Origin of the sequence: Pseudomonas sp. Pseusp88 (genome assembly GCF_047303955.1) — a bacterium.
Taxonomy (GTDB): Bacteria; Pseudomonadota; Gammaproteobacteria; order Pseudomonadales; family Pseudomonadaceae; genus Aquipseudomonas.
Map to the genome: position 1 here is coordinate 353,131 of NZ_JBGLYM010000003.1, position 26,413 is coordinate 379,543.

Here is a 26,413-nt window from a genome sequence, read left to right on the forward strand (position 1 = left end):
AACACAAACGCCAACCCGACCCTCAGCTTTTCTTGAGAATATTCTTCACGCACTTGAGCAGTGCATTGAGCTGGAACGGCTTGATGATCATGTCCATGCCCTCACCCAGAAAATGCTGGCGGTTGACGGCGTTTTCCGCATAGCCGGTCATGAACAGTACCGGCAATCCGGGACGCCAGGTCCGGGCCAGATCCGCCAGTTCCCTGCCGTTCATCTGCGGCAGGCCGACATCACTGAGCAGCAAATCAACTGGGGCATCACTCTTGAGAATCGCCAAAGCCGTTTCGATATCGGCAGCCTGGGTACAGCAGTAGCCATTGTCTACCAGCAGTTCGTTGACGAACATGCGCACCGACGCCGTATCTTCGACGATCAGGATGTGTTCCCCGGCGCCGGGTTGAAGAATATCGGACACAGGCGCTGCAACCACAGGCAACTGGGTGCCGGCCGGCAACATCAGCGTCACCTCGGTGCCGTGCCCGACCAGGCTGCGGATATGCACATCCCCGCCGGACTGGCGGGCAAAACCGTAGATGGTCGAAAGCCCCAGACCGGTACCCTGCCCCAGGGGCTTGGTGGTGAAGAACGGGTCGAATACCTTGTCGATGACATTGTGATCGATGCCCACGCCATCATCCTTGACCGACAGGGCGACATACGCGCCATCCGCCAGTTTCGCATCGCCATGGGAATGCATCGCATAGGTACTTATCAGCACCGTACCGCCCTGAGGCAAGGCATCCCGGGCATTGATCACCAGGTTAAGTATCGCGCTGTCCAGTTGACTGGAGTCGACCAGGGCAATCGACGCCTTGCTGGTGAGATCGAGCTGGAGCACGATGCCTTTGCCGATGGTGCGGCGCAGCAGATCCTCCAGGGACTGCACATGGGCGTTGATATCGACCGAACGGGTGTCCAGCGGCTGCTGACGGGCAAAGGCCAGCAGCCTGTGGGTCAAGCCCGCCGCGCTCATGGCGGATGCCAATGCGGCGTCGGCATAACGCATCACCTTTTCCGTGTTGCCGTCTCGGGTGCGCCTCTTGATCAGTTCGATGCCGGTGATGATGCCCGTCAGCAGGTTATTGAAGTCATGGGCGATGCCCCCGGTGAGCTTGCCGATGGCGTCCATTTTCTGTGCCTGGAGCAACTGCGCTTCGGTACGCTCCCGCTCGGCGACCTCATGGGCCAACTGATGGTTCATGCTGTCCAGCTGGCGCAAGTGCGACTGCTCGCGCAGGCGGTGCTCGGTGACATCCTCGACGAATACCAGGCTCAAGCCCGGAGTGCGATAAGGCGAAATCTGCCACTCGGTCTCACGCACCTCGCCTTTGACACGCATGCTCAACGTCCCCTTCCAGCGCTCTCCGACGGCCAGGCGTTCGCGCAGTTCCTGAACGATCAGATCCTGATTGTCCGCAAAGGCATGCAGCACTGAGGCCTGGGCATGTTCATCGTGAAGAAGACGGGTAAAAGCATGGTTGCACTCATGCACCCTGAGCTCTTCATCGATCACCGCGATGGGCGCGGAGACATTGACGAAAATCTCCCGCAAGCGGGCTTCGCTTTCGCGCAAGGCCCACTCGGTGTCACGCACACGCAGCAGCGTGCGCAACGTCGCCAGCAGCACATCGGGATCGATCGGATGGATCAGATAGGCATCGGCCCCGGCTTCCAGACCGGTGACGATATCGCCGCTCTGCACCGACGCAGCCGAAACATGCACCACCGGCAGCAGCGCGGTGGCGGGGTCGGAACGCAGCTGGCGGACAATATCGAAGCCACTCATGTCCGGCAGATTGATGTCGAGAATCAGTGCATCCGGCATCTGCTCGGCAAGCATTTCCAGGCCATCAGTGCCGGTGCCCGCCTCTCTGACAATGAAACCATGCCGTTCCAGCCGACGGCGCAGGGCATAGCGGGTCGCGGTATTGTCATCGACTATCAGCAGTTGCAGTTCACGACTCATCGCTCGACTCCACAGCAATCGCCAACGGGATGACCACAAAGAAGGTAGATCCCCGGCCGGGCTCACTCTCGAGCCCGACGCTACCGCCGATCAGGTTAGCGAAGCGCTTGCACAGCGACAGCCCAAGGCCGGTCCCCCGCAGACGCTTCTGCAGGGGGGAATCGATCTGTGAAAAGTCCTCGAACAGCGCGCCGTGCATTTCCTGGGGAATGCCGATGCCGGTATCACTGACGGCAAACCGCACCTGCTGCTCGCCCTCCATGCGTACCGAGACCCGCACCTCACCACGCTGGGTGAATTTCAGCGAGTTGGAGATGAAATTGCGCAGGATCTGCGCCAGCTTCTTGTCATCGTTGTACAACCGCGGCAGGCCTTCGGGCTCTTCGAAAATCAGGTCTACCGCCCCGGCGTCGGCAATGGGCCGGAACATGCCGCGCAAGGCGACAAACAGATCAAACATGTCAAACCAGGCCGGAGAAATGGTGATACGCCCGGCCTCGATCTTGGCCAGATCGAGCAGGTCGTCGACCATATCGCTCAGTTCCCGCGCCGCAACGGTGACGAATGTCACCTGCTTATGTTGTTCAGCGCTGAGCGGGCCATCAAATTCCTCACTCAGCATGCTGGCGATACTCAAGATCGAACCCAGGGGGGTCCTGAATTCGTGGCTCATGTAGGCCAGGAAGCGGCTCTTGAGATCCGACGCCTGCCGCAATTGCTCCGCCTGGGTATCCAATTCCGCGTACAAGGCCAGCACACCCTGGTTGGTCTCATCCAGTTCGTCGCGCAAGGCCGCCGTTTCCGCGCGCAATTGTTGCAGCTCCAACTCCATGGCCGAAACGGTCGGGGAAGGCGATTCAGACATGTGCGCTCTCCAGAGCAATGGCCATGACCGTTACATCATCACGACCACGACAGAAATCACGGTGCAGCAAAGCGGCAATAATCGCCGGATGGCGATAACGCAATCCGTGGTAACCACCCAGGCTCCAGCGCGATTGCAGACCATCGCTGTAAAGCACCAGCAACTGCCCGTTGGACTGGGAGTACTCATACGCCTGCGGTTTACGATATTGCAGGCCGACAATGCCCGGATGCGAGGTCAGCCCACGGGACTTCTCGACATCGATCAGGCTGGCACCGATGTTGCCGATGCCGAGGAACCGCAACCGCCCTTCGCTGGCGTCAAACTGGCTGAGCGCAACTGCGCCACCGCGAGTGCCGCGCATCGCCAGATGCATGTCGTCCAAAAGTGTATGCAGCGCGGTAAAAGGCTCCTGGTGAAATATTGCCGCACCGGCAAGACCGGCTGCTTCAGCCTCTTCGCCGTGACCAAGCCCGTCGATCATCAACGCACTGATGCGCGAACCGGCAATCGCCAGGCCCCAGACATCGCCACAGGCCGGGTCGTCGCGCAACGAGTGCTGGCTGACGCCGAAACGCAGGTCCTGAACCTTGTCGGTTCGACTGTAGCAACGCGCCAGAACAACTGAGCCCTGGGCATCTGAATAGACATCAAAGACCTGCGCCTGCCGAAAGATCGCCCCCAGACCGATGCCTTGAGTGCCCTGGCTGGAAAAACCATCCGCCATGCAGACATGCGGATCGAAGCCCGGTCCACGATCAACGGCGAGAATTTCAACGCCGGCCTGTAGCCCGCCCGGCAGTACGCGCAGGTGAAGCTCACCGCGCCCGGCATGCTTGAGGATATTACTGGCCAGTTCGGTGACAATCAGAGCGACACGCCCGGCGTCGGTGGCATCGAACCCACAGCGTTCGGCCAGGGTTTGCGCAATGCGCCTGGCATAGCCGATCTGACTGCTGTCGTCGATAGGAAGAACCTGGGTAAGGCTGCTGCGTAGAGTCACGTCCATCGCGTAATGGTTATCCGCGTACCGGCACCGGGCGCGGTATCCAGTTCAAAATCCTCGACCAGACGCTTGGCTCCGGTCAAACCCAGTCCCAGCCCGCCACCGGAGGTCCAGCCGTCGGTCATGGCCAGCTTCAGATCAGGAATGCCGGGGCCTTCATCACGGAAGGTGATGCGCAAGCCTGTGCGCATTTCGTCCTCGACAATCTGCCAATCCATATCACCACCGCCGCCATAGACCACGGTGTTGCGCGCCAGCTCGCTGACAGCCGTCACCATTTTGGTCAGGTCGACCAGGCGCATGCCGCACTCCTGCGCCAGCTTGCGCGCAGTCTGCCGGGCCAGGACCACATCCTGTTCGATTAAAATCGGCTGGCTGCCGCTGCGGCGTACATTCATTGCTCACTTACCCGCTGGTGCAACAACTTCATTCCACGCTCGACGTTCAGCGCCGTGCTGACGCCGTGCAGGGTCATGCCCAATTCGACCAGGGTGATGGCCACCGCAGGCTGCATGCCGACCAGCACAGTCTCGACGTCCATGATCCGTGACAACGCGGAGATGGTGCCGATGACCCGGCCGATAAACGAGTCGACAATGTCCACGGCAGAGATATCGATCAATACCCCTCGCGCCGAACTGGTGCTGATACGCTCGGCCAGATCATCCTGCAGGGTCAACGCGAGCTGGTCATGCATTTCCACCTGGATGGTGACGAGCAGGAATTTGCCCATCTGCAAAATCGGAATGCGCTCCATCAGCCTACACCGCCTTGCTGACGGTAACGCCCAGGCGCTTGAGGGCCAGCGCCAATGCATCGGCGAGATTGGCCTTGGTGACTACGCCCTGCAGGTCAAGCCCCAAGTGCACGATGGTCTGGGCGATCTGCGGACGCACCCCACTGATGATGCAGTCAGCACCCATCAGGCGAATAGCGGTAACGGTCTTGAGCAAGTGTTGCGCCACCAGGGTATCAACGGTCGGCACGCCGGTGATGTCGATGATGGCTATTTCCGAACCAGTATCAACGATGCGCTGAAGCAAGGACTCCATCACCACCTGGGTTCGTTGCGAATCCAGGGTACCAATCATAGGCAACGCGAGAACACCATCCCACAGCTTGACCACCGGGGTGGACAACTCCAGCAGCTCTTCCTGTTGACGCTTGATGACCGCTTCCCGGGATTTCTGAAAAGTACGGATGGTGTACAGGCCCAGAGCATCCAGCAGTTCGGAGACGACCCAGAGTTGTTCACCCAGATCGACACCACCGTCGCTGTATTCACGTTGCAACAGGGCAAACACCGGCCCCTTGAGGGTAAAAATGAAACTGGCGGTCTGCTGCGAATCCTGACCGGCCTGGGCGCGGCTTTGGGAAAGCTTTTCCAGGAACAGGCGCGCATCGGTCCAGACGCTGTCGGACAGGTTCTGATTGCTGTCGCTGACAAATGCGGCCAACAGCAGCTGCAGGAAATCAGCGATCTGCTGCCTGACGTCCTCGCCTTTGAGGTTGCGAATGGCTCCGCTGGCTTCCAGATTGGCCAGCCAGTCCGAAGCCAGTGCGGCTTCGGATTTTTTCATCGCGTCAATGGTGCGCTGCTGCAATGTAGCCATTAATACAACTCCTGAAGATATACAAACACAATCGGGCAAATACCCGTGCGTTACTGGATTCGCTTAGAGAAACTATTCGTCAGCCAATGCACGTCGAAAAAGGCACTGCAACCAGCCGTTAAAAACCCGGGATTTTGCGAAAAACGCCGAATAAAAGATACAACAGTGTGAACGAAACCAAGGAAATTGCTACAGCGAACTTATCGCTACGGTCATGCCCTGATAAGCCCCGTGCCGCGCGTTCATTCATCGACCGCAACGCGTTCAAATCGTTGCACCCTGAACTCATCACGCACCTTACAAAATCGGCTCGGGGGTGGCCGATCGATAAATCAACCAACGGATACGCTCTTCCTCTGCAATAGAAACAGGGTTGTAAACAATCATGCTCAAATCAGGTCGTCCCTCTACGGCGAACGAAGAATACTCAAGCTCCAATGCACCGATCACAGGGTGCTGCAGCCGCTTGGTACCTTCGCCGTGCACACGAACATCGTTGTCGCGCCACAAGGTGGCAAATTCTGGACTGAGCTGACATAACTCATCGACCAGTCGATTGACTTGCGAGGCGGCCCCGGCACGAATGGCATCAGCCCTGAAGGCTGCGACCACAAACCGCGCCATACTCAGCCAGTTATCCTGCTTGGCCCGCACCCGAGCATTGGAGAACATCAGGCGCAGAATATTGCGCTGCTCCACCGGCAACAGACTGTAGTCGGTCAACACTACGGCAGCGGCACGGTTCCAGGCCAGCACATCCCAAGTCGCCGTTTTGATGATTGCCGGGCTGACCTCAAAGCGATCCAGCAGACGCTGCAGGCGCGGCGTCACTCCAGCGGGCACCGTGTAGACCACCTCCGGGGGATGACCGAAGGCGAGCATGAACAGGTGTTCGCGCTCCGGCGCGGTCATCAGCAGGCTTTCGGCGATGCGGTTCAACACCTCCTTGGACGGCGCGCCTCCACGTCCTTGCTCCAGCCAGGTGTACCAGGTCGGACTGATATTGGCGCGCAGGGCAACTTCCTCCCGACGCAGGCCCGGCGTGCGTCGGCGCGAACTGGAGAAGCCGAAGGTCGCCGGATCGATGCGACCGCGGTAGTCCTTCAGATACGTCCCGAGCAAATTGTCTGACGAGTCCGGCATGCTGATCCTGTTAGTTCTTATACCCTGATAACAACACTACTTTTACAGGATAAAGCCTAAGCGCAAGCTGGCTCTTCAGCAAACGGAGATAAACCCATGCGCATATTTGTTACCGGTTCCACAGGCTTTGTCGGCTCTCAGGTTGCCCTTGAATTGATTCGTGGCGGGCATCAGGTACTTGGCCTTACCCGCTCGGACCAGGGCGCTGAGGCTCTGGTGGCCATAGGTGCCGAGGCCTTTCGCGGCGACATCGAAGACCTGGCCAGTTTGCAGCATGGCGCCGAACAGTGCGACGGCGTGATCCACACCGCCTTCGACCATGACTTTGCGCATTTCGTCGAGAACTGCCAAAAGGATCGTAGAGCCATTCTCGCCCTCGGTGCGGCACTGGAAGGCTCCGACCGTCCGCTGCTGATTACCTCCGGCACGCCCATGGGTTCATCAGTACCGGGGCAGATGGCCACAGAAGACCAGTTCAATCCTGCACACCCCCACCCTCGCGCCGCCTCGGAACTGGCAGGCTTTGAACTGACGCAACGTGGCATCAACGTAACTGTGATGCGTCTGGCACAGATTCACGACAGGGTAAAACAAGGCCTGGTCAGCTATGTCATTGAGCTGGCACGCAGAACCGGCGTATCCGCTTATGTGGACGAGGGGTCCAATAACTGGTCAGCCGCCCATATTTCCGACACTGCGCGGCTGTATCGCCTGGCGCTGGAAAAGAACCAACCGGGCGCCCGCTATCACGCCGTGGCTGAAGAGCGGATTGCCTTTCGCCAGATCGCCGTAACCATCGGTCACAACCTCGGCCTGCCAGTGGTCTCAACACCTGCGGCACAGGCCGAGGAACACTTTGGCTGGCTGGCCGGCTTTGTCGGTCGTGACATGTCGGCCTCAAGTGTACTGACCCGGGAACAACTGGGCTGGCAACCCAACGGACCGAGCCTGTTGGCCGACCTGAGTGCATTGGCGCAATAGCGACAATCAAGGTGCTGTGGGGATCGCATAAAGACGAATCTGCACGGCGCCGATTTTCAACGAGTCTACTTGCCGCCAGTTGCCCGGTATGGAAGTGAAATCGTCAGGCGGCTCGCTGCCGCTCAGCAACCAGACCCTGCCGGCTCCCGGCTTCAGCTGTTCCAGACTGTCTAGATAAATCGTATTGGCATCATCCTCCACCAGCGTACCAAAGCCGTAGCTGTTCGGGCGCCCCGAAGCACCGTTGGCCAGGGGCGGCGTGTAGAGCAATGGCGCCGATCCAGTCCGGTTGTAGTAGATATAACCGAAGTACCAGAACATATCGCTGACGACGATACGGTCATTGGCGGCATAGTGTTCGTTTACATAATTGACCAGCACATCGAATTTGTCGGGATCTGCCCGGTAATCACTTGCCAACCCTGCCGTCTCCACCGCAAGCAGCAGAGTAAACACCAGCGCGGCCAGAGGGCGCGAGCGTCGACTGATACGCTCGATCGCCATGGCCATGACCAGCGCAATACCCAGAGCCGAAAACATCAGGTAGCGCTCAACCAGCACGGGGGTTTTCCACGAAACCACAAAGATCAGAATCAACGGCAGAAACGTATAGATCGCCAATAACACCGAAAACCGATGTGGCCCCCGGTCCAATCGGCAGACCATACCGGTCAGCAATACCAGGACCAATGGCAGCGAAAAATAGACCAGCCAATTGTGCTCAAGGCCGTCACTCAAGGTTAGAAACTGCCAGATGGCTGAAGGCAGTGAGTAAAGGCTGACGGGCGGTATCCAGCCGATGTCGCCACCGGCTTTCAGCTCTGCCGGGTGCTGTAACAAGTCAATCAGACCGGGAATCCAGGGAGCGTACATCAGCACAATGAGAGCGTTGGCGATCCACCAGGCAGTCCGCAGGACAAGGCGGTCTTTTTCTTTACGGATGAGCCACAGATAAGCCCAGTGCGACAGCACGCACAGGCAGGTGAAGTAATGGGTATAGAAACTCGCCGTCATGAGCAGCGCATAAGCGACGAGATAGCGCTGACGCTGCGGATTTTTCACCCAGCAGACCAGCGCGATGGTCGCCCCCAGCAACCAGAATCCCATCAGCGCATACATGCGCACTTCCTGGCTGTAGCGCACCGCGATGGGGAGCAAAGCCAATAGAACCCCTGCCAGTAAGGCTGCGCGTCGGTTAGCTGTGAGGTAAACCAGCCAGACGCCTAGAGCCACCGTACCGATACCCGGCAATACACTGAGAAACCTGAGCGAAAACAGGCTGTCGCCAAATGCCTCTGTCCAGACGTGCAGAAGCAGGAAGTACAGGGGGGGATGGACATCGTGAGCGCTGTGAAACCAGATCAGTGAGGGTGAATACCGGCTCATCAGCAGACTGGACCCTTCATCGCACCAGATCGCCGATGCAGTGGAACCGTAGAGCCGTGTCAAGGTGGCCAACATCAGGACAGCAATCAACCAAAGTCCCCTGGCCACCGCAGCGCTCTGCTCGATTGTCTGCGCAAGGCTCGGCGTCCGGGCTTTGCGGCCAATCAATTCTTGAAACTTCATGCGTACTCCTGCACAGGGCGATGCTGGCCCCCCGAGTAAGGGGATCTTTGTCCATGACGTGCTATTTGCGCGAGTCAGGGTCGCCAGCTTTTACACAGCTCCTTGCCAACCAGGGGCAATCACGGTCCCAAAAATAACGCATTTCCGGCCTGCTGGAGTCATCGTAGAAACTCAGTTGCATCCGGGTTCGACTGAAGTCGAGTTTGACGAATCCTGTACGTGACGCTGTGAACGTCGTCGTTACGCCATTCACAGGCAACGGCGCGATGGTCTGTCCGCCTCCGCCAGATATCAACCAGGCCGGTTCGCCTTCACGCAGCAGCAACTGTTGGTTGTGATCATGTCCAGACAGATATAAATCCACACGACTGCGCTGCAGGGCGGGCAATAATTGCTCGACCAGACGCGACTCCTCACCATGCCCACCCGCATTACGCACGGGATGGTGTGCAGCGACAACTCTCCACACCGGCTCGGGTTCCCCCTGATCGAACGCCTTTTCCAGACCCTCTATTTGCGTCTTGAGTTCATTCAAGGGTGCCGATGTGTCCAGAAAAACCATACGCAACAATGGACGACCATCGACCCGACCAAAGTCTTTGGTATAACTGTGAGCGGGCATCTGCCAGCGTCCGGAGCCGGCATGTTGGCGACTGTACTCAATCTCTATATCGCTGGAGACAGGATAATCGTGATTACCCAGCACTGCATAAAATGGAATATGGCTCAGGTAGTGCCCCCAATACACACGTTCGAATTTCATTTGCCAATTCCAGTCGTGTACTCCGGTCAGGGATTTACCGTAAAAATTGTCACCCAACAACACCACCATGTCCAGGCGACCGTCCCGGAGGGCGACTCGCTCCATTGCCAAGGCTACCTGCCACTGTTTGAGGTTTCCTGAGCCCTGATCCCCGATACCAATCATCGAGACCTGCGAACTATCAGCATCGACCAGCGGCGTATACACCGGTGGCGAATTGAACATGAAATTAAACAGGGCCGCGCAACCCGACATTAAAACAAGCACAGCTATCAGCCATCCACCGACCTTTAGCCTTATCAGTTTCAATATCATCGTCGCATTGACCTTTTCAAGTGACCTGAAAACGTACTGATTCAGACTGTCATTAATTCAGGCAGGAGTACGACGGTTACATCGCAATGTTTATATTGATCCGAGGTCGTTCGCCAACAACTTTTCGACATTCACCTACTTATACTAGACCCGAAACAGCTTTATTTCTGATTTTGTCCACATCCGCCTCGAGGCCTCCCCATGATCGCTCGTCCACTCCTGCTGCTCCTGCTCGCAGGGGTGCTTTTCTTTTTAGCACTGGGCAATCATCAGTTGCAGAACTCTACCGAGCCCCGTGTCGCCGGCATTGCGATGCAGATGCATTTGACGGGGGACTGGGTCACGCCAAAGCTCAATAATCAGCCGTTTCTGGAAAAGCCGCCATTGAGTGTATGGCTGGATGCCTCGGCCATTCGCGTGTTCGGTGCAAATACCGGCGCTGTGCGGCTGGCCTCTGCGCTGGCCGGGCTGCTCAGCCTCTTGCTGCTGTATGCCATGCTTTGTCGGTTCGGGCGCCCTGTCAATATTGCCTGTGGCGCGGCATTTTTGCTCGCGACCACCGCCAGCTTCTGGAGCAATGTTCGCCAGGTCGGTGAAGATGCTCTGTTGGCCCTGGGGGTTATGACGGCGTTGTTGGCCTTCTTCCAGGCCACCGTCAACGCGCGCGCCCATCACCGGCAGACCGGCACCTGGCTGCTGTTTGCCCTTGGCATGGTCATCTCGACCCTCAGCAAGGGTGTACTGGGGTTGGCACTGCCTGGTGTAGTGATCTTCGCCTATCTGCTCAGTGAATCCATTCTCCAGAGGCGCTTAGGCCTGGCTGACTGGCTGCGCCCTGCGGCATTTACCCTGCTTGCGCTCCTGCCGCTGGTGGTCTGGTTGTGCTTTCTATACAGAGACGGCGGTGCAGAAGCCGTGCGGGAAGTGTTGTGGACCAATAGCGTAGGCCGCTTCAGTGGCTCGTTCGAAGAGGCCGGGCATTACGAAGCGTTCTACTACTATCTGGCCAGGCTTTTCGAAGCCTTCCTGCCCTGGAATCTTCTGGTGTATGTGGGGCTCTGGCACTTTCGCAAACAGCTTGCGAGCGATCGATATCTGCGGTTTTTCAGCTTGTGGCTGATAGCGCAACTGCTACTGCTGTCGCTGTCGTCGAGCAAGCGTATGGTGTATTTGATGTCACTGGCGCCAGCCGCTGCGGTCATTGCTGCCGAATACCTGGCCGTCCTGCGTGAGCAACTGATGATGCTGACAAGTCGCTCATCCCTTGCGGCATCCGTGGCGCGGCACACAAGGCTATTGGCGATCGTGGCGATGACACTGGTTGTCGGCGTTTACCTGGTCGCTGCAGTCTGGCTCGCACCGCTTGCTGACAAAGAACTTTCGTTTGTACCGCTGATGCAAAGGGTTCAGGCCCTGACCACTGAGGGTCGGCACGTGGTGCTGTTTCAACCCAGTGAGCGCCTGGCAGGGGCCAGCGTGTTTTATCGCCAGAGTATTGTCGACGCCATCGCCAGCGAAGCGCAGCTCAACAGCTTTCTCATGGCCTCTCCCGACAACATTGCCGTTATGGAAAGCCGCCGCGAACCCGCTCCTCCCCTCAAGATCCTCAGTCGCTTCACGGTTGGAGATCGGACCTATTACTTCGTCAGTCGCTAGCCACTGTGGTCAGTCTGCGGACAACTCGCAGATTCGACGCAAGCCTGAGGATACATTCACCGTCCCTTGCGGGTGCGAGCAACTGGCTGTATCGGCCGGTGCTGATACTAATCATAAATGGCCGGGTCGGTAATTCATGGAGTGGAAACCCCTGCGGGAGAGAACGGTTGGGGTGATCTTTGTGGGAATTACAGGGGCAGTTGTGGGAGCGATTTCATTCGCGAAGGGGCCGATTCATTCAACAGATATTCTTCGCTTGGAATAACGCTTTCGCGAATGAATTCGCTCCCACTGGCTTCGGTCCGATGCCTCCTACTTGACCAACCGCTTCTCCCGCGAAGGCCGATAGCCAAAGTACGAGCTGTAGCACTTGCTGAAATGACTCGGAGAAACAAAACCACAGGCCACCAGTACCTCCACCTGAGACAGCTCGGTATGTTGCAGCAGGCGCCGCGCTTCGGTAATGCGCAGTTCCAGGTAATAACGCTGTGGCGTCGTGCCCAGTTGCTCCTTGAACAACCGCTCGACCTGGCGCCGGGAGCGGCCGGCGTATACCGCCAGTTGCTCCATCTCCAGCGGCTCTTCCAGATTGGCTTCCATCAGCTTGACCACTTCGCGCAGCGGCGCGCTCATGGAAATATGCCGGGAAGGATTGATCCGCCGGTAGCGCGATTCCTCGAAGGACAGGATGTCTTCAATACCCTCGATCAACGCCTTGTCATGCAGACCCTTGATCCACTCCAGGGCCATATGGAACGCCCCCGCCGGGCTGGAAGCCGTCAAGCGGTCGCGGTCGATGACAAAGGCCTCGCTGGTAACGTGGGTCACCCTGGAGATCTCCGCCAGCGCCGGGCGATGTTCCGGATGAATCGCGCAGCGGTAGCCTTCCAGCAGACCGGCCATGCCGAGAAACCATGCGCCGTTCCATAACCCGGCCAGTGTCACCCCTGCCTCGGCGGCGGTACGCAGCAGGCCGGTCAACTCATCACTGGCCTTGAGTTCGGTGCGATAGCCGCCGCAGATCACCAACAGGTCCAGATTACGAATCGCCTCCAGGTTGATCTGCGCATCAGGGCGGATCACCAGGCCCAGGTCGCTGATCACCTCACTCTCGGCAAGGCCGAAGGTGCGCGAGGAAAACAAACGCGGGCGCAGCAGATTCGCGGTCACAATGGTGTCCAGCGCCTGAGTGAAAGCTGGCAGGGAGAAGTGTTCGAGCAACAGAAAACCGGCCCGGGCCTGTTGCGTACTTTCCCGGGGCCCCTCTTCGACATAGCGAAGGTTCTTGCCCTTCATGCCACCGCTGAATTGGCGTCGCTCGTTCAATGCTCGTCTCGCCTTTCTTGTAGTAACGAACAGGTATCCGGTGCCCGCACGAAACGCCGATTATGCCAGTTGAAAGCCATGGGCAAGCGGGTCTTTGTCATCGACAAAGATGGTGTTGTGCCCCGTGACCTGGGCCCAGCCACTGATGCTCGGCCTGATCCCGTCGAATTCCCCAACCTGCACCGCTGCTTCAACCTTGCCCTCGAAAATCGTGCCGATCAGACTCTCATGCCGATAGATATCGCCCACCTGAAGGCGCCCCTTGCCATACAGCTGCGCCATGCGCGCCGAAGTGCCGGTGCCACCGGGCGAACGGTCGATGGCCTTGTCGCCGTAAAACACCGCGCAACGTCCATGGGCCGTGCGACTCTGAGGCTTGTCACACCAAATGATGTGATGCACGCCGCTGATCCGCTCGTTCTCCGGGTGCACCGGATTACTGATCGCCGCCAGGGCCGTGCGCAGCTTTTGGCTGAGAGCGACGATATCTGCCGTCTGCAAACCTTCCAGCCCCGCCCAGTTGGCCTGGGGCTCGACCACTGCATAGAAGTTACCACCGTAGGCAATGTCCACTATCAAGGCGCCGACACCGGGCACCTCGACAGCGACATCAGCGCTATGCAGATAGCTGGCGACGTTGAACAAACGAATGGATTCGACGAACTCGCCGCCCATGGTGTAGTCCACGTCCACCCGCCCGGCCGGAGTTTCGATAGCCAGTTTTCCCGGCATTTTCGGCGTGACCAGACCCTCTTCGATCACCACGGTGGACAGGCCGATGGTCCCGGCGCCGCACATCGGCAGGCAACCGCTGACTTCGATGAACAGCGCACCGAAATCGCAATCGTCCCGGGACGACGGGTAAATGATCACTCCGGACATGATGTCGTGCCCCCGGGGCTCGAACATCAGCGCAGTGCGCACCCAGTCATGGTCACGGACAAAAATCTCCCGCCGCTCGGCCATGGACACCGAAGGCAACAAAGGCCCGCCACCGGCAACGACCCGCACCGGGTTGCCGCAGGCGTGGGAATCGATACAGAAAAAGCTGCGTCTCATGATTCAGTCCTCTCAAGCGAGCTTGCGTGGGGAGTGACGCTGCAACGCGCCTCGGGACAAGCGGTCCAGCAGCAAGGCTATGGCGACAATGGCCAGGCCCGCACGCAGGCCAAGGCCCATCTCCATGCGCGACAGCCCGCGGGTCACCTCGGCGCCGAGGCCGCCGGCACCGACCAGACCGGCCAGCACCACCATGGCAAGGGACATGAGGATGCACTGGTTCAACCCCACCAACAGGGTCGGCGCTGCCGTCGGCAGCTCGATCTTGAACAGGATGTCCCGGGGCGAGGCACCGCTGGCCTGGCCCAGTTCCAGCAGGTCCTTGGGCAGCTGCTTGAATGCCAGTGTGGTCAGGCGCAGCATCGGCGGAATGCCGTAGACAATAGTGGCGATGATCGCCGGCACCCGACCCAGGCTGAACAGGATCACCGCAGGGATCAGGTACACCCAGGGCGGCACCGTCTGCATGATGTTGAGAATCGGCACAAAGGCCTCGTCAACCCGCTTGACCCGGGCCGCCAGCACGCCCAGGGGAAAAGCGATGGTCACCGAGATCAGCACCGAGACACAGACCAGCGCAATGGTCTGCATTGACGCCACCCACAGCCCGGAGAACAGGCAAAACGCCAACATCAACACGGCGAACACCGCTACTCGCTTGTTCGCCAGCAACCAGGCCGCGGCGAAGATGATCGCCATCAGGACGTAGGGATGGGGCGCCAGCAGCAGGCCTTCGGCAAAACCCAGCACCGCCTCGATGATGCGGCTGATGACCAGGAAGAAATCGTGCAGATTGGCGTTGAGCCAGTCCACCGCCGGAGCCAGGAACTCGCCCGGCGAGAAACGCATATCGGCCACAGTCATTGGCTTGCTCCTTTACGCGATTGTGCAGCGCTTTGCGCCAGGCGGTCGAGAATCATGGTCAGGATAACGATGGCCATGGCCGCGTTGATCGACTTGGCGATATCCAGGGTACGCACTGCGCCATAGATGGACTCGCCCAGGCCGCCGGAGCCGACAATCCCGGCGATCACCACCATGCCGAAGGCCATCATCAGGCTCTGGTTGACCCCGGCCATGATGCTCGGCAGGGCAAACGGCAGGCGAATCTTGTAGAACATCTGCCAACCGGTGACGCCACTTGCCTCGCCCAGTTCGATGAACTCCCTGGGCGTCATGCGGATTCCCAGCGACGTCAGGCGCAGGGCCGGAGGCAGCGCGACAATAAAAGTTGCCAGCAGCGCCGTCGCCGGGCCATAACCGAGCAAGGCAATCGCCGGCAGCAGGTAGATATAGGGTGGCATGGTCTGCACCAGATCCAGGCACGGATCAACCACGCGGTCGAAACGCGGCGCCAGACCGGCGAGGACGCCCAAGGGAATCGCCACTATCAGTGCCAGGACCGTGGCCGTCAGGACCAGAGCCAGGGTGCTGACAGTCTCTGTCCACAGGCCGATCAGTGCACAAAACAACAAGGCCAGGCCGGACAGAATGGCAAAACGCAAACCGACCATGCGCCAGCCGATCAGGGCGATCAGCGCAGCGATAACGTAGAACGGCGGATAGGCGATGCACCAGAGGATGCCCTTGTAACCGCCAGCCAACAGCGCATTGACAAAATCGAAGAAAAATTCGCCATGGTCGCCCAGCCACTCAAGGCTTGCGTCGACCACCCCGTCGAACTGGCTGGAGAAGTCAGGCGTGTTCATGCCGATGTCTCCAGCACCGCAGCCGTCGAGGTCGCCGCGAATTCGTTGGGGATGCCCTGCACGCCGCGCAACAGGTCACGCAGGGTGATGATGCCGACCACCGCGCCGTTATCGACTACCGCCAGGGCGTCGCGCTCGGACTTCATGGTCAGACCGATCAGCGCGTTGATATCGGCGTCGGGGGTGGTCTTGAGCAGGCGCGACACATCACACCCGGGATTGGCTGCTTTGAACGGCTCCACAGGTGTCATCACCGAATGAGCCTTTACCAGGTGCAGCCGGGAAATTCCCGCAACGAACTCGGCGACATAATCGTCGGCCGGGTTGAGCACGATATCTTCGGCTGTACCCACTTGAATAATCACGCCGTCTTTCATGATCGCAATGCGATCACCGATACGAATCGCTTCGTCAAGGTCGTGAGTAATGAATACCGCCGACTTGCCCAGCTCCTTGGTCAACTGGCGGAATTCATCCTGCAGTTGTCGACGGATCAAGGGGTCCAGGGCACTGAAGGGTTCATCCATCAGGATCACTTCAGGATCAGCGGTGATGGCCCGGGCGAGACCGACCCGTTGCTGCATGCCACCAGACAGTTCGTTCGGATAACGCGAGGCCCAGTCGGTCAGCCCGACCTTGGCCAGCGCGCGTTCCGCCACCTTAAAGCGCTCGGCCTTGCCGACGCCCTGCATTTCCAGGCCAAACGCCGTGTTTTCCAACACCGTGCGATTGGGTAGCAAGGCAACGCTCTGAAAGACCATGCCGATATGCCGCGCCCTGACCTCGCGCAACTGCGCGGGGTTCAGGGAGGAAAGGTCCTTGCCTTTGACCAGGACCTTGCCGGCGCTGGGTGTGATCAGTTTGTTGAGCAACCTGATCAGGGTGGATTTGCCACTGCCTGACAACCCCATGATGCAGAAGATTTCTCCCCGACGAACCTGGAGACTGACGTCAGAGACCCCGACTACGCAGCTATAGTCTTGCAGTATCTGGGTCTTGGTCAGGCCCTTTTCGACGACAGCCTTCATCGCCGCAGGTGCACTTTCACCGAAGATTTTCCAGACTGACTGGCAATCTACCAGCACTTCGTTAGTGTCAATTTTTGCCGTTGTCATTTCGTAACCCGTCGAACCAGTAACTTCTGGTTTCTCTAATTGATCAAAGGGCGGCAGCAGTGGTGCACAAGCAAGTTGCTTTTCTGGTTATTGCTTAGTTCTTGATGTTTTCCCAACGCTTGAGCAAGTCAGCGTGACTGTCGGTCCAGGCCTTGACTGCCTGATCCATGGTCTTGCCATCTTTGACTTCAGCGTTCATCGAAGTGATATCGCCAATCGGTACATAAACACTGGCCATCAGTTCACGGGCACGTGGATTTTCCAGGGCAAAACCTTTGTGGCCGATCCAGTAGTAACCTTGCAGCGGCGGGAAGATGCCTTTTGGATCCTTGAGGAATTTCAGGTCATATTTCTTGGTCATCCACGACGGATCCCAGACCGTGACCGCAACCCATTCCTTGCGATCGACCGCTGACTTCAAGGCCGCGGTCATGGCAGTGGTACTGCCTTCGACCAGCTTGAGCTTGAGGTCATAGGCCTTGACCACGTTGGTGGCGTCGCTCATCAGGCCCGAACCCGGCTCGATGCCAATGATCTTGCCGCCGAGTTTTTCCGCATTGGCGTTCAACTGATCAATGGAGTCGATATCGACGTAACTGGGAACAGCCAGGCCCTGGTAAAGACCAAACGAGACCGGTGACAACTTCTCGAGTTTATTCTTGTTCTTATTCCAGTAATCCGACGCCGCATAATCGGTTTGCGAGGCCAGAACCTGCACATCACCTTTAGTCAGCGCAGCGTAAGCAATGCCCCACTCGGAGAACTCGACAACTTTTACGGTATAACCAGAGTCCTCAAGAACCTTTTTGGTAATACCCGTAATAGGCGTCAAATCTTCCCAGTTCATGGTGCCCATGGTGATGGTTTTTTCTTCCGCCTGAACCGATACGCTCATCATGCCCGCCACCGCGACGGCGCAAAGTGTCTTCCACATATTCTTCATGGCATTCCCCTGGTTATTTAATACAGTTACGTGATTACAACTGGAGGCAGGCTGTTATTGACTAAAAGCCATTGGTTTTATAAGCAGTTGTGCAACTCATTAATCAGCCCTCTCGTCCTGCTCGCAACTCCTGCCAGCGGATGACTGAACTGACACCCAGCTGGGTAATTATTTTGGGTGGAAGTTTGCTGGGCCCTGGTGCGCGGTTGAACTCATCGAGAAACTGCGACTGAGTCCCCGTTGCCAACTCGGCGGCCATCACGCCTGCCAAGGTGCTCTTGACTGTACCCAGGCCATTTTCACAGCAGGCCGAGTACAGGTTGTCTTCTATCTCACCGAATGCCGGAGCACTGTTGCGACTCAGGCACAGGCGCCCTGCCCAGCTGAATTCCAGCGGCGTCGATTTCAGCTCGGGGAAACGCAGATCCAGAGAATGGCGCTGCTCCTCGGCAATGTCGGCGACGCGCCTGGGCGTGACCTGGATGCTCGGGTCGTAGGTAAAGCGGGTACGAATCACAATACGCGACAGCCCCTCGCTGGTGATCTTGCGCACCGTAGCGCCCATCGGGTCGGCCGGCAGCAATGCCCAGTTCGGCTGGCCGGTCACCGCTTGCCCGAACTGATCATGACTGTAAGCGGCGGTCATGGACGCATAGGTGAAGACATGCAGCAGGCGCCCGGCGAAATGACCGAAGTCTTCGATATGACCGTTCACCGCCAGAATCACCTTAGGCGCCGTCACCGAACCACGATGGGATACCGCCCGCCAGTCGTTGCCGATGCGGGTCAGTTCAACGATCGGCGAGCGCTCGAACAGGCTGATCTTGCCCCCCAGCCCGGCGGCCAGGTCGCGGATGTATTGCGCGGGCTGAATCATCACCGCGCCGGGCGTGTAAAGCCCGCCGTGGTAATACTTCGAGCCGGTGATTTCGCGCATCTGTACGGCATCGAACAACTCGAAACGCTCACCAATACGCTTGAGTGACGCCGCGTAATTGATATTCAGCTTGTCGCCGCGATCAGTGGCCGCCGCGTTGATCTTGCCCGACGGGTCGAAGGTCTCGGCGGACATGCCGTATTCAAGCGCCGCTTGCCTGGCAAAGCCGATGGCGAAACGGTTCTGGGCGATTTCCTGAGCCGTGGCCGACTCACCCGCAACCGAGTACTCACCCGACGACAGGCTATGAGGCACGTCAATCATGAAGCCGGAATTGCGCCCTGCCGGGCCCTTGGCGATTTCATGGGCATCCACCACCACGATGCGCTCACCGGGCCGCAGTTGAGCCAACCGGCGAGCCGCAGACAGGCCGGCAAAACCGGCACCAATAATCAGCCAGTCCGCTGCTACCGGCCCATCAAGCATGCGGATGGGAGCCGTACGCGTGGAAGTCGCCTCCCAACCTGAAACCCCGGTATCGACCGGCAGACGCTTGATGGTGTGGGTGCTCATTTTATGGTCTCGTCAACCGACCGATCCGACACATCGATCCAGATGGTTTTGATTTCGGTGTACTGGTCGTGAGCGAACACCGACTTGTCGCGACCACCGAAGCCCGATTCCTTGTAGCCACCGAACGGCGTCGAGGCGTCGCCTTCACCGAAGCAGTTGACGGTGACGATTCCGGCGCGAATCTCCCGAGCCAGCTTGATCGCCTTGCGCAGGTTGCCGGTGTAGACCGAAGCAGCCAGGCCATAGGCGGTATCGTTGGCCAGGGCGATAGCTTCGCTGATCGACGTGAAAGTCGTTACCGACAGCACCGGGCCGAAGATTTCTTCCTGGAACAAGCGGCTGTCGCGGTCCACGCCGTCGATCACGGTCGGCTGCACGAACGCCCCATCCTGGGTATCACCGCCGTAGACCACATCCAGTTTCCCGGCGATGGCGTATTCAAGGTAGGACTTCACTTTCTCGAAGTGATCGCTGCTGACCAGGGCGCCGACACGGTTCTGCGGGTCAAGGGGATCACCCATTTTCCATTCGCGGATATAGGCCCCCATGCGCTCAAGCAACTCGGCCTTGACCGATTCGTGCACCAGCAGACGCGAGGTTGCCGAGCAGTTCTCACCCATGTTCCAGAACGCTCCGTTGACCACGTGCTGGGCCACCAGGTCCAGGTCTTCGGCATCGTCCATGACCACAGCCGGGTTTTTGCCGCCGCACTCCAGCACCACGCGCTTGAGGTTCGAATCCGCCGAGTAATGCAAGAAGCGGCGGCCGGTCGCGGTCGAACCGGTGAAGCTGATCATGTCGACATCTTTATGCAGGCCGATGGGCTCGCCCACTTCCTTGCCGGTACCGGTGACGATATTCAGCACACCCGCTGGCACCCCGGCTTCGAAAGCCAGTTCAGCGACACGCAGGGTGGTCAGGGTGGTCTGTTCGGCGGGTTTGACGATCACCGAGCAACCGGCGGCCAGGGCCGGGCCGATTTTCCAGGCCAGCATCAGCAGCGGAAAATTCCACGGCAGCACACAACCGATCACTCCGATGGGCTCACGCACAACCATGGTCAAAGCATCGTTGCCGACCGGGGCGGTGTGATCGTAGAGCTTGTCGATCGACTCGGCATGCCAGCGCAAGGTATGGATGGTGTCCGGGACGTCGACCATCTGGCACTCGCTTACCGGCTTGCCGCTGTCCAGGCTTTCCAGGACGGCCAGTTCATGGCGATTGTTTTCCAGCAGCTTGGCAAACTTGAGCAGAACCGCCTTGCGCTCGCCCGGTGCCAGCAGCCGCCAGCGGCCGTCGTCGAAGGCCTCCCTGGCTTTGCTTACAGCGTAGTCGACGTCTTCGCTGGCGCAGGCCGCGACGTCGGTAAGGAATGCTCCGGTCGCCGGGTTGATCGTGGCGAAGGTATTACCCGACAACGCCGGCTTGAACGAACCGTTGATAAAGGCATTGGACGGATATGACATCGACTGGGCGATGGCAGCGTATTCGTCCTTGGTCAGCAGATCACGCATGGCTGGCTCCCGAAGTGATGTGGGCGACGGTGCGCTTCACGTTGGTAATGACGGTCTGGAGGCTGCGCTTGTCTTCCGAGTTCAGCGGACGCAGCGGAGCACGCACATCACCGACATTCAGGCCGTTCAACTCGCAGCCGAACTTGATGCATTGAACGAACTTGCCGCCGTCCAGGGCATTCATCAGCGGCATCATGGCCGACATGATCTGGCGCCCCTTGTCGAAGTTCTTCTCGACCACACAAGCTTCGTACAACGCGACATGCTCCCTGGGCAGGAAGTTGGAACCGGCACAGACCCAACTACGCGCACCCCAGGCGAAGAATTCCAGGGCCTGGTCGTCCCAGCCACAGGACAGGGCAATGTGCGGGAACTCACGGGCAAGCAGATGCACGCGGCCCATCTCGCCGGAGCTTTCCTTGATCGCGACGACGTTCTTCGACTTGCCGACGCGAGCCAGGTAGTCCTCGTTCATCTGCACGCACATGCGCCCCGGATAGTTGTAAAGCATGATCGGCATATTGGCGGCGCGATCGATGGTCAGGGCGTGGATGGCGTTTTCCTGGTCGGTCGGCAGCGCATACGGCGGCGTAGTGACGAGAATGGCGTCGGCCTTGATCCTCTTCGCATCTTCAGCAAACAGCACGGCATCTTCGGTGCGAATGGCACCGGTGCCGATGATCAGTTGGGTGCGTGAACCAATCACGTCCTTGGCCCGGGCGGCCAGCTTCAAGCGTTCTTCGGCGGTCTGCGCATAATATTCACCGGTGGAACCACCGATGATAATGCCGTGCACTTTCGCCTCGACCAGCGACTCCAGCACTTCGCTGAAGACGCTCCAGTCTATTTCCCCATCGGGGGTATGAGGCGTTACCGCAGGCGTGTAAATACCTTCAAATCTCAAGACGATTTCTCCGAAGATGAATGACCGGGAATATCGACCCGCGCATCAGTTTTAAGGCCTTGCGGGGCGATATACATTTCCATGTCCTCCCGGGACAGTTCCCAATGCTCAAACACAAGGTCGACAACTGAAGCTTCATCGCGCCGTTCAATGGCCTCGATGAACAAGTCGTGATGCCCGGCCGACTGATCGAGGCGCTCTTCCATCTGCTCGTTATTCGGCCGGAAAAACGTGTACCCGATACGGGCATGATCAATCAGCAGGCGCTCCAGGCTGGGCTGCAGGTACTGGTTGCCAGCCATCTCGCCCATGATTGCGTGGAAGCGGGTGTTCTCGACGGCCATCGCCAAGGCGTCACGATCAATCGTGGCCTTGCGAAAGCGGTACTGGGTTTCCTTCAACTCGATCAGTTGACGCTGCTTGAAGTTCTGCACGGCCAGGCGGCCGATCGCGGCATAGATCATGGGCGCAACCAGGAAGAAGTTGCGCAGGGTCGAATGATTCATGGGGATGACCCGGGCACCGCGGTTCTCGCGGATATCCAGATAACCCTCCCCGGCCAAGCGCCGGAACACTTCGCGAACAGGGGTACGGGACAGGCCGTAGCGTTCGCTGAGAATGACCTCGTCCAGTGCTTCGTCCGGGTCCAATTCCATGGTCAGGATCTGACGCTTCAAGTCTTCGTAAAGAGTGCTCTTGCCGTTTTTCACAAACGACCTCCGGAGGTTGTCTAGCCGCGCTTTGCGGCTGGCCGATGGATGCAGATTCGCATGGGTATATATGGCGGTCAAGCTAATGTATTTCTTATGTATACATAGAAAATACGATAAAAACACAGAGAGTATTTTTATTTTCCCTTGTTTTTCATGGGGTTAGTTTTTTAGGGCGAAAACCACCTGGTCGCTTACAGGAAAGTGGCTTGTCGTTTTTTGAATAGGCGTGGCGACGACCGGTGCGATGCGATCAGGGGATGGTTGTTTCTGGCCGACAGGGCGGCGTGTATTCGCGACATGCGTTTTTTTGGGAGGATATGGTGGGACCGGCTTTGGGTGGGAAGACCATGGCTCGGCACAACAGAGACATGCCGAATGTATTGCCCTCTTCCCGTCTAAAGCCGGTCCCACAAAAAGCGCATCAAGCGGGCCATGTTCAATAGCTAAACCCATGCCCCAACTCACTCTCCATCCACTCCAGAAAGCGCCGTACCCGAGGAAAGCTGGAGTGCGCCCGGGGAAAGACCAGATGATGGGCCGCCACCGGCGCACTCAATGCCTCGGGCGCCACTTCCACCAGATCTCCCGCGATCAGGTATTTGTGCGCCAGCAGTGAGCTCTCCAGGGCAAAGCCCAGACCATGGCTCGCCGCTTCCAGGGTCATATAGGAGCGGTCGAAGCTCAATTCGTAGGGCTTTTCCGGGCGCGCCAGGCCATGCAGGGCAAACCAGTCGGGCCATTTGAGCAGTGTGGTTTCCGAGAGAATCAGCGGGCTGTGCAGCAGGTCGGCAGCGGCGCTGATCGACCGTTGCGCCAGCAGTTTGGGCGATGCCAGTACCGCGAAGGACTCGTTGCAAATGGTGCGTACTTCATAGCTCGGCCAGTCGGGCACGCCATGGCGGATATCGACGTCTATCTTGTCGCGGCTGAAATGCCGGGGCTCGTAGGAACATGACAGGTTGATCTGGATATCCGGATGGCTCAGACGAAACGCCTCCAGCCGCGGCATCAGCCAGAGCAGGCCGAAACTCGGTGCCGAGTGCAGGCGCAGGCAGTCCAGGGCGGCATCGCTGCCGGCCCGTTCGGTAGCCACGGCCAGGCTGTGCAGAATGCCGGAAATCTCCCGCAGGTACTGCTCCCCCACTGGCGTCAGGCTGACACCACGGGCCGCACGGACGAACAATTGGCGACCGATCATGCCCTCCAGCTTGGCCAGTTGATGGCTGACCGCCGAGGGCGTCAGGTCCAGGACTTCGGCGGCCCGGGCAACGTTGCCAAAGCGCGCCGTCTGCTCGAAGGCCTGAATTGCTCTCAGGGGTGGGAGGATTTGCGGGGTATCGACGGGTGGCCGCATGGAGGCGACTCCTTTGTTATTTTTTTACCAAGCTACCTGAGCGAATAAGACCCCGCAAACGCCGCGCACACTATGGGAGCGGCTTTAGCCGGGAAGACCATGGTTCAGACGACGGAAATGTGTTGTCTGCACCGGCCCTTTCCCGGCTGAAGCCGGTCCCACAAAAATAGTGCCTGCCCATCGAGAGCTGAATTTTTTTCAGCATCCAATGATTTTTGCGTTATTGCTCAGCCACTGCCCCCGGCACAGGATTGACCCCGAATCGCATCCCAACAAAAACAATTCGAGGTAATCCTCATGCTGCTTCAAGGCAAAGTTGCAATCATCACCGGCGCCGCCTCCGCTCGCGGTATCGGTCGCGCCACCGCTGCCACCTTCGCCGCCCACGGCGCCCGGGTGGTCATTCTCGATCTCGATCAATCCGCTGCCCGGGACGCTGCCGCTTCCCTGGGTGCCGAACACCTTGGCCTGGCCGCCAATGTCGCCGATGAAACCCAGGTCAGCCAGGCCGTGCGCCAGATCAGCGAACACTTCGGCCGCATCGACGTGCTGGTCAATAACGCCGGCATCACCCAACCGCTGAAGATCGTCGATATCGGCCGCAGCGACTATGACAAGGTCCTCGACGTCAGCCTGCGCGGCACTCTGCTGATGTCCCAGGCGGTGATTCCGCTGATGCGCAAGCAGGCATCCGGCAGCATCGTCTGCATGTCCTCGGTATCGGCGCAACGCGGTGGCGGCATCTTCGGCGGCCCGCATTACAGCGCAGCCAAGGCCGGTGTACTGGGTCTGGCCAGAGCCATGGCGCGGGAACTGGGGCCGGATAACGTACGGGTCAACTCCATCGCCCCCGGCCTGATCCAGACCGATATCACCGGTGGCCTGATGCAGGACGAGCGCCGCCACGCCATTATCGACGGCATCCCTTTGGGTCGTCTGGGTGCTGCCCAGGATGTGGCCAATGCCGCGCTGTTCCTGGCCAGCGACCTGTCCTCCTATCTCACGGGCATTACCCTGGACGTGAATGGCGGCATGCTTATCCACTGATGCATTAACGCCAGCTCGTAAGGCTGGCGCTGTTCCGATCGACGTTGCAGCCGTCAGCTGCCAATAAAAACAAAGAGATCAGACCATCATGACAACCCTGTCCCTGGAAGCGGTCGTCACCGCCCGCTCCAACGCCTATCGCAAGACCGCGTGGCGCCTGATGCCGTTCCTGATGTTGTGCTACCTGTGCGCCTACCTGGATCGCGTCAATGTCGGCTTCGCCAAGCTGCAGATGATGAACGACCTGGCCCTGAGCGAGACCGTCTACGGCCTCGGCGCCGGCATGTTCTTCCTTGGCTATTTTCTCTGCGAAGTGCCGAGCAACCTGATCCTGCACAAGGTCGGCGCGCGGCGCTGGATCGCCCGCATCATGATTTCCTGGGGAATCATCTCGGCACTGTTCGCCTTCGTCGAGACCGCCTGGCAGTTCTACAGCCTGCGCTTTCTCCTCGGCATCGCCGAAGCGGGCCTGGCACCGGGGCTGCTGCTGTACCTGACCTACTGGTTCCCGTCCTATCGCCGGGCGCGCATGACCGTACTGTGGTTCGTGGCCATTCCCCTGTCCGGGATGATCGGCGGGCCGCTGTCGGGCTTCATCATGGCCAAATTCGCCGGGTTGCATGGCTGGGCGGGCTGGCAATGGATGTTCGTCATTGAAGCCATCCCCACGGTGATCGTCGGCCTGTTGGTCCTGGCGTATCTCAAGGATGGCGTGCACCAGGCCACCTGGCTCAATGACGATGAAAAGGAGTTGATCAACAAGGAACTGGCCGAAGACAACAGCCGCAAGGTCAACCACGCCTCTGCTGCCGAGTTCCTGCGTGACCGGCGCCTGTGGCTGCTGGCCGGTATCTACTTCTGCGTGGTCATGGGCCAGTACGCCATTACCTTCTGGCTGCCGACCCTGATCCGTAACGCCGGGGTCTCCGATCCGTTGCATATCGGCCTGCTGACCAGCCTGCCGTACATGTGCGCCATCGTCGCCATGCTGTTGATGGGCCGCAGCAGCGACAAGCACCGCGAGCGCCGCTGGCACCTGATCATTCCGATGATTGCCGGGGCGATAGGCCTGACCCTGGCGGCGCTGCTCGGCGGCAACCTGTTGCTGTCGGTGCTGAGCCTGTGCCTGGCCGCTTCTGGTGTGCTGTCGGCGTCCTCACTGTTCTGGATGCTGCCCACCACCTTGCTGGGTGGTGTGTCCGCTGCCGCAGGCATCGCCGGGATCAACAGTTTCGCCAACCTCGCGGGCTTCTGCTCGCCCTACCTGATCGGCTGGATCACCACCAGCACCGGCTCCAGCGCCCTGGGCATGTACCTGATCACCGCCGTGCTGTGTGCCGGGGTCCTGCTGGTCCTGCGCATTCCGGCCAGCTCGGTCAATCGTTAAGACATCGGAGTAAAC

General features: G+C 59.0%; 24 protein-coding genes. 4 read left to right on the plus strand and 20 right to left on the minus strand.

Going from position 1 to position 26,413, the window contains the following annotated elements; genetic code table 11:
• Nucleotides 1–22: 22 nt before the first annotated feature.
• The 7 genes from ACCD02_RS06140 to ACCD02_RS06170 form a co-directional block, all read right to left on the minus strand.
• A complete protein-coding gene (locus ACCD02_RS06140) occupies nt 23–1,966 on the minus strand; it encodes a response regulator (protein ID WP_413299442.1) in 1,944 nt (647 codons plus the stop codon).
• Nucleotides 1,956–2,798, minus strand: a complete 843-nt coding sequence (locus tag ACCD02_RS06145; RefSeq protein ID WP_413299617.1) for a sensor histidine kinase — start codon at nt 2,796–2,798, stop codon at nt 1,956–1,958. The genes ACCD02_RS06140 and ACCD02_RS06145 overlap by 11 nt, the downstream gene beginning before the upstream one ends.
• A 25-nt stretch (nt 2,799–2,823) precedes the next feature.
• Nucleotides 2,824–3,834, minus strand: a complete 1,011-nt coding sequence (locus ACCD02_RS06150; protein ID WP_413299619.1) for an anti-sigma regulatory factor — start codon at nt 3,832–3,834, stop codon at nt 2,824–2,826.
• Nucleotides 3,831–4,235 (minus strand): anti-sigma regulatory factor, encoded by a 405-nt coding sequence (locus ACCD02_RS06155; protein ID WP_413299444.1) that lies wholly within the window; start codon nt 4,233–4,235, stop codon nt 3,831–3,833. Before ACCD02_RS06155 ends, ACCD02_RS06150 begins: the two co-directional genes overlap by 4 nt.
• On the minus strand, nt 4,232–4,594 hold the full coding sequence (locus tag ACCD02_RS06160) for an STAS domain-containing protein (protein WP_413299446.1): 363 nt from the start codon (nt 4,592–4,594) through the stop codon (nt 4,232–4,234). The genes ACCD02_RS06155 and ACCD02_RS06160 overlap by 4 nt, the downstream gene beginning before the upstream one ends.
• A 4-nt stretch (nt 4,595–4,598) precedes the next feature.
• Nucleotides 4,599–5,450 carry an STAS domain-containing protein gene (locus ACCD02_RS06165; RefSeq protein WP_413299449.1) on the minus strand — a complete coding sequence of 284 codons (852 nt, stop codon included), beginning with the start codon at nt 5,448–5,450 and terminating at the stop codon, nt 4,599–4,601.
• Between the two features lie 297 nt (nt 5,451–5,747).
• Nucleotides 5,748–6,593, minus strand: a complete 846-nt coding sequence (locus tag ACCD02_RS06170; RefSeq protein WP_413299451.1) for a helix-turn-helix transcriptional regulator — start codon at nt 6,591–6,593, stop codon at nt 5,748–5,750.
• Nucleotides 6,594–6,689: 96 nt separating this feature from the next.
• Here ACCD02_RS06170 and ACCD02_RS06175 point away from each other — a divergent pair, with 96 nt between their 5' ends.
• Nucleotides 6,690–7,574 (plus strand): SDR family oxidoreductase, encoded by an 885-nt coding sequence (locus tag ACCD02_RS06175; protein ID WP_413299453.1) that lies wholly within the window; start codon nt 6,690–6,692, stop codon nt 7,572–7,574.
• Nucleotides 7,575–7,580: 6 nt separating this feature from the next.
• Here the strand turns inward: ACCD02_RS06175 and ACCD02_RS06180 are convergent, their stop codons facing one another.
• Both ACCD02_RS06180 and ACCD02_RS06185 read right to left on the minus strand, forming a co-directional pair.
• Complete coding sequence (locus ACCD02_RS06180) at nt 7,581–9,143, minus strand: glycosyltransferase family 39 protein (protein ID WP_413299455.1); 1,563 nt, start codon at nt 9,141–9,143, stop codon at nt 7,581–7,583.
• Between the two features lie 61 nt (nt 9,144–9,204).
• Nucleotides 9,205–10,221, minus strand: coding sequence for a metallophosphoesterase (locus tag ACCD02_RS06185; protein WP_413299457.1), 1,017 nt, complete (start codon nt 10,219–10,221; stop codon nt 9,205–9,207).
• A gap of 201 nt (nt 10,222–10,422) precedes the next feature.
• Here ACCD02_RS06185 and ACCD02_RS06190 point away from each other — a divergent pair, with 201 nt between their 5' ends.
• Nucleotides 10,423–11,877 carry an ArnT family glycosyltransferase gene (locus ACCD02_RS06190; protein WP_413299459.1) on the plus strand — a complete coding sequence of 485 codons (1,455 nt, stop codon included), beginning with the start codon at nt 10,423–10,425 and terminating at the stop codon, nt 11,875–11,877.
• 312 nt (nt 11,878–12,189) lie between these two features.
• Here the strand turns inward: ACCD02_RS06190 and ACCD02_RS06195 are convergent, their stop codons facing one another.
• The 11 genes from ACCD02_RS06195 to ACCD02_RS06245 form a co-directional block, all read right to left on the minus strand.
• Nucleotides 12,190–13,203, minus strand: a complete 1,014-nt coding sequence (locus tag ACCD02_RS06195; RefSeq protein ID WP_413299461.1) for a GlxA family transcriptional regulator — start codon at nt 13,201–13,203, stop codon at nt 12,190–12,192.
• A gap of 60 nt (nt 13,204–13,263) precedes the next feature.
• Nucleotides 13,264–14,262, minus strand: a complete 999-nt coding sequence (locus ACCD02_RS06200) for a 4-hydroxyproline epimerase (protein ID WP_413299463.1) — start codon at nt 14,260–14,262, stop codon at nt 13,264–13,266.
• A 12-nt stretch (nt 14,263–14,274) separates the two neighbouring features.
• Nucleotides 14,275–15,126 (minus strand): ABC transporter permease, encoded by an 852-nt coding sequence (locus ACCD02_RS06205; protein ID WP_413299465.1) that lies wholly within the window; start codon nt 15,124–15,126, stop codon nt 14,275–14,277.
• On the minus strand, nt 15,123–15,971 hold the full coding sequence (locus tag ACCD02_RS06210; RefSeq protein WP_413299467.1) for an ABC transporter permease: 849 nt from the start codon (nt 15,969–15,971) through the stop codon (nt 15,123–15,125). Before ACCD02_RS06210 ends, ACCD02_RS06205 begins: the two co-directional genes overlap by 4 nt.
• Entirely contained in the window at nt 15,968–17,086 is a 1,119-nt protein-coding gene (locus ACCD02_RS06215) for a quaternary amine ABC transporter ATP-binding protein (RefSeq protein WP_413299469.1), read from the minus strand. The genes ACCD02_RS06210 and ACCD02_RS06215 overlap by 4 nt, the downstream gene beginning before the upstream one ends.
• Nucleotides 17,087–17,180: 94 nt before the next feature.
• Entirely contained in the window at nt 17,181–18,029 is an 849-nt protein-coding gene (locus tag ACCD02_RS06220; protein ID WP_413299471.1) for a glycine betaine ABC transporter substrate-binding protein, read from the minus strand.
• Between the two features lie 103 nt (nt 18,030–18,132).
• On the minus strand, nt 18,133–19,479 hold the full coding sequence (locus ACCD02_RS06225) for an NAD(P)/FAD-dependent oxidoreductase (protein WP_413299473.1): 1,347 nt from the start codon (nt 19,477–19,479) through the stop codon (nt 18,133–18,135).
• Nucleotides 19,476–20,993, minus strand: a complete 1,518-nt coding sequence (locus tag ACCD02_RS06230; protein ID WP_413299475.1) for an aldehyde dehydrogenase — start codon at nt 20,991–20,993, stop codon at nt 19,476–19,478. The genes ACCD02_RS06225 and ACCD02_RS06230 overlap by 4 nt, the downstream gene beginning before the upstream one ends.
• Nucleotides 20,986–21,897, minus strand: coding sequence for a dihydrodipicolinate synthase family protein (locus ACCD02_RS06235; RefSeq protein WP_413299477.1), 912 nt, complete (start codon nt 21,895–21,897; stop codon nt 20,986–20,988). The genes ACCD02_RS06230 and ACCD02_RS06235 overlap by 8 nt, the downstream gene beginning before the upstream one ends.
• The gene (locus ACCD02_RS06240) at nt 21,894–22,607 is read right to left on the minus strand and encodes a GntR family transcriptional regulator (RefSeq protein ID WP_413299479.1); all 714 of its coding nucleotides are present in this window, start codon (nt 22,605–22,607) and stop codon (nt 21,894–21,896) included. The genes ACCD02_RS06235 and ACCD02_RS06240 overlap by 4 nt, the downstream gene beginning before the upstream one ends.
• A 439-nt stretch (nt 22,608–23,046) precedes the next feature.
• The gene (locus ACCD02_RS06245) at nt 23,047–23,964 is read right to left on the minus strand and encodes a LysR substrate-binding domain-containing protein (RefSeq protein ID WP_413299481.1); all 918 of its coding nucleotides are present in this window, start codon (nt 23,962–23,964) and stop codon (nt 23,047–23,049) included.
• 297 nt (nt 23,965–24,261) lie between these two features.
• Here ACCD02_RS06245 and ACCD02_RS06250 point away from each other — a divergent pair, with 297 nt between their 5' ends.
• Both ACCD02_RS06250 and ACCD02_RS06255 read left to right on the plus strand, forming a co-directional pair.
• Nucleotides 24,262–25,011 carry an SDR family NAD(P)-dependent oxidoreductase gene (locus tag ACCD02_RS06250; protein WP_413299483.1) on the plus strand — a complete coding sequence of 250 codons (750 nt, stop codon included), beginning with the start codon at nt 24,262–24,264 and terminating at the stop codon, nt 25,009–25,011.
• Nucleotides 25,012–25,099: 88 nt separating this feature from the next.
• The gene (locus ACCD02_RS06255) at nt 25,100–26,398 is read left to right on the plus strand and encodes an MFS transporter (RefSeq protein WP_413299485.1); all 1,299 of its coding nucleotides are present in this window, start codon (nt 25,100–25,102) and stop codon (nt 26,396–26,398) included.
• The last annotated feature ends 15 nt before the right edge of the window (nt 26,399–26,413 follow it).

Excerpts from the sequence above, each read along its gene's own strand:
- ACCD02_RS06140 (WP_413299442.1), bottom strand. The coding sequence starts at position 1,966 with ATGAGTCGTGAACTGCAACTGCTGATAGTCGATGACAATACCGCGACC.
- ACCD02_RS06145 (WP_413299617.1), bottom strand. The coding sequence starts at position 2,798 with ATGGAGTTGGAGCTGCAACAATTGCGCGCGGAAACGGCGGCCTTGCGC.
- ACCD02_RS06155 (WP_413299444.1), bottom strand. The coding sequence starts at position 4,235 with ATGAATGTACGCCGCAGCGGCAGCCAGCCGATTTTAATCGAACAGGAT.
- ACCD02_RS06160 (WP_413299446.1), bottom strand. The coding sequence starts at position 4,594 with ATGGAGCGCATTCCGATTTTGCAGATGGGCAAATTCCTGCTCGTCACC.
- ACCD02_RS06165 (WP_413299449.1), bottom strand. The coding sequence starts at position 5,450 with ATGGCTACATTGCAGCAGCGCACCATTGACGCGATGAAAAAATCCGAA.
- ACCD02_RS06170 (WP_413299451.1), bottom strand. The coding sequence starts at position 6,593 with ATGCCGGACTCGTCAGACAATTTGCTCGGGACGTATCTGAAGGACTAC.
- ACCD02_RS06175 (WP_413299453.1), top strand. The coding sequence starts at position 6,690 with ATGCGCATATTTGTTACCGGTTCCACAGGCTTTGTCGGCTCTCAGGTT.
- ACCD02_RS06180 (WP_413299455.1), bottom strand. The coding sequence starts at position 9,143 with ATGAAGTTTCAAGAATTGATTGGCCGCAAAGCCCGGACGCCGAGCCTT.
- ACCD02_RS06185 (WP_413299457.1), bottom strand. The coding sequence starts at position 10,221 with ATGATATTGAAACTGATAAGGCTAAAGGTCGGTGGATGGCTGATAGCT.
- ACCD02_RS06190 (WP_413299459.1), top strand. The coding sequence starts at position 10,423 with ATGATCGCTCGTCCACTCCTGCTGCTCCTGCTCGCAGGGGTGCTTTTC.
- ACCD02_RS06200 (WP_413299463.1), bottom strand. The coding sequence starts at position 14,262 with ATGAGACGCAGCTTTTTCTGTATCGATTCCCACGCCTGCGGCAACCCG.
- ACCD02_RS06205 (WP_413299465.1), bottom strand. The coding sequence starts at position 15,126 with ATGACTGTGGCCGATATGCGTTTCTCGCCGGGCGAGTTCCTGGCTCCG.
- ACCD02_RS06210 (WP_413299467.1), bottom strand. The coding sequence starts at position 15,971 with ATGAACACGCCTGACTTCTCCAGCCAGTTCGACGGGGTGGTCGACGCA.
- ACCD02_RS06215 (WP_413299469.1), bottom strand. The coding sequence starts at position 17,086 with ATGACAACGGCAAAAATTGACACTAACGAAGTGCTGGTAGATTGCCAG.
- ACCD02_RS06220 (WP_413299471.1), bottom strand. The coding sequence starts at position 18,029 with ATGAAGAATATGTGGAAGACACTTTGCGCCGTCGCGGTGGCGGGCATG.
- ACCD02_RS06225 (WP_413299473.1), bottom strand. The coding sequence starts at position 19,479 with ATGAGCACCCACACCATCAAGCGTCTGCCGGTCGATACCGGGGTTTCA.
- ACCD02_RS06230 (WP_413299475.1), bottom strand. The coding sequence starts at position 20,993 with ATGCGTGATCTGCTGACCAAGGACGAATACGCTGCCATCGCCCAGTCG.
- ACCD02_RS06245 (WP_413299481.1), bottom strand. The coding sequence starts at position 23,964 with ATGCGGCCACCCGTCGATACCCCGCAAATCCTCCCACCCCTGAGAGCA.
- ACCD02_RS06250 (WP_413299483.1), top strand. The coding sequence starts at position 24,262 with ATGCTGCTTCAAGGCAAAGTTGCAATCATCACCGGCGCCGCCTCCGCT.
- ACCD02_RS06255 (WP_413299485.1), top strand. The coding sequence starts at position 25,100 with ATGACAACCCTGTCCCTGGAAGCGGTCGTCACCGCCCGCTCCAACGCC.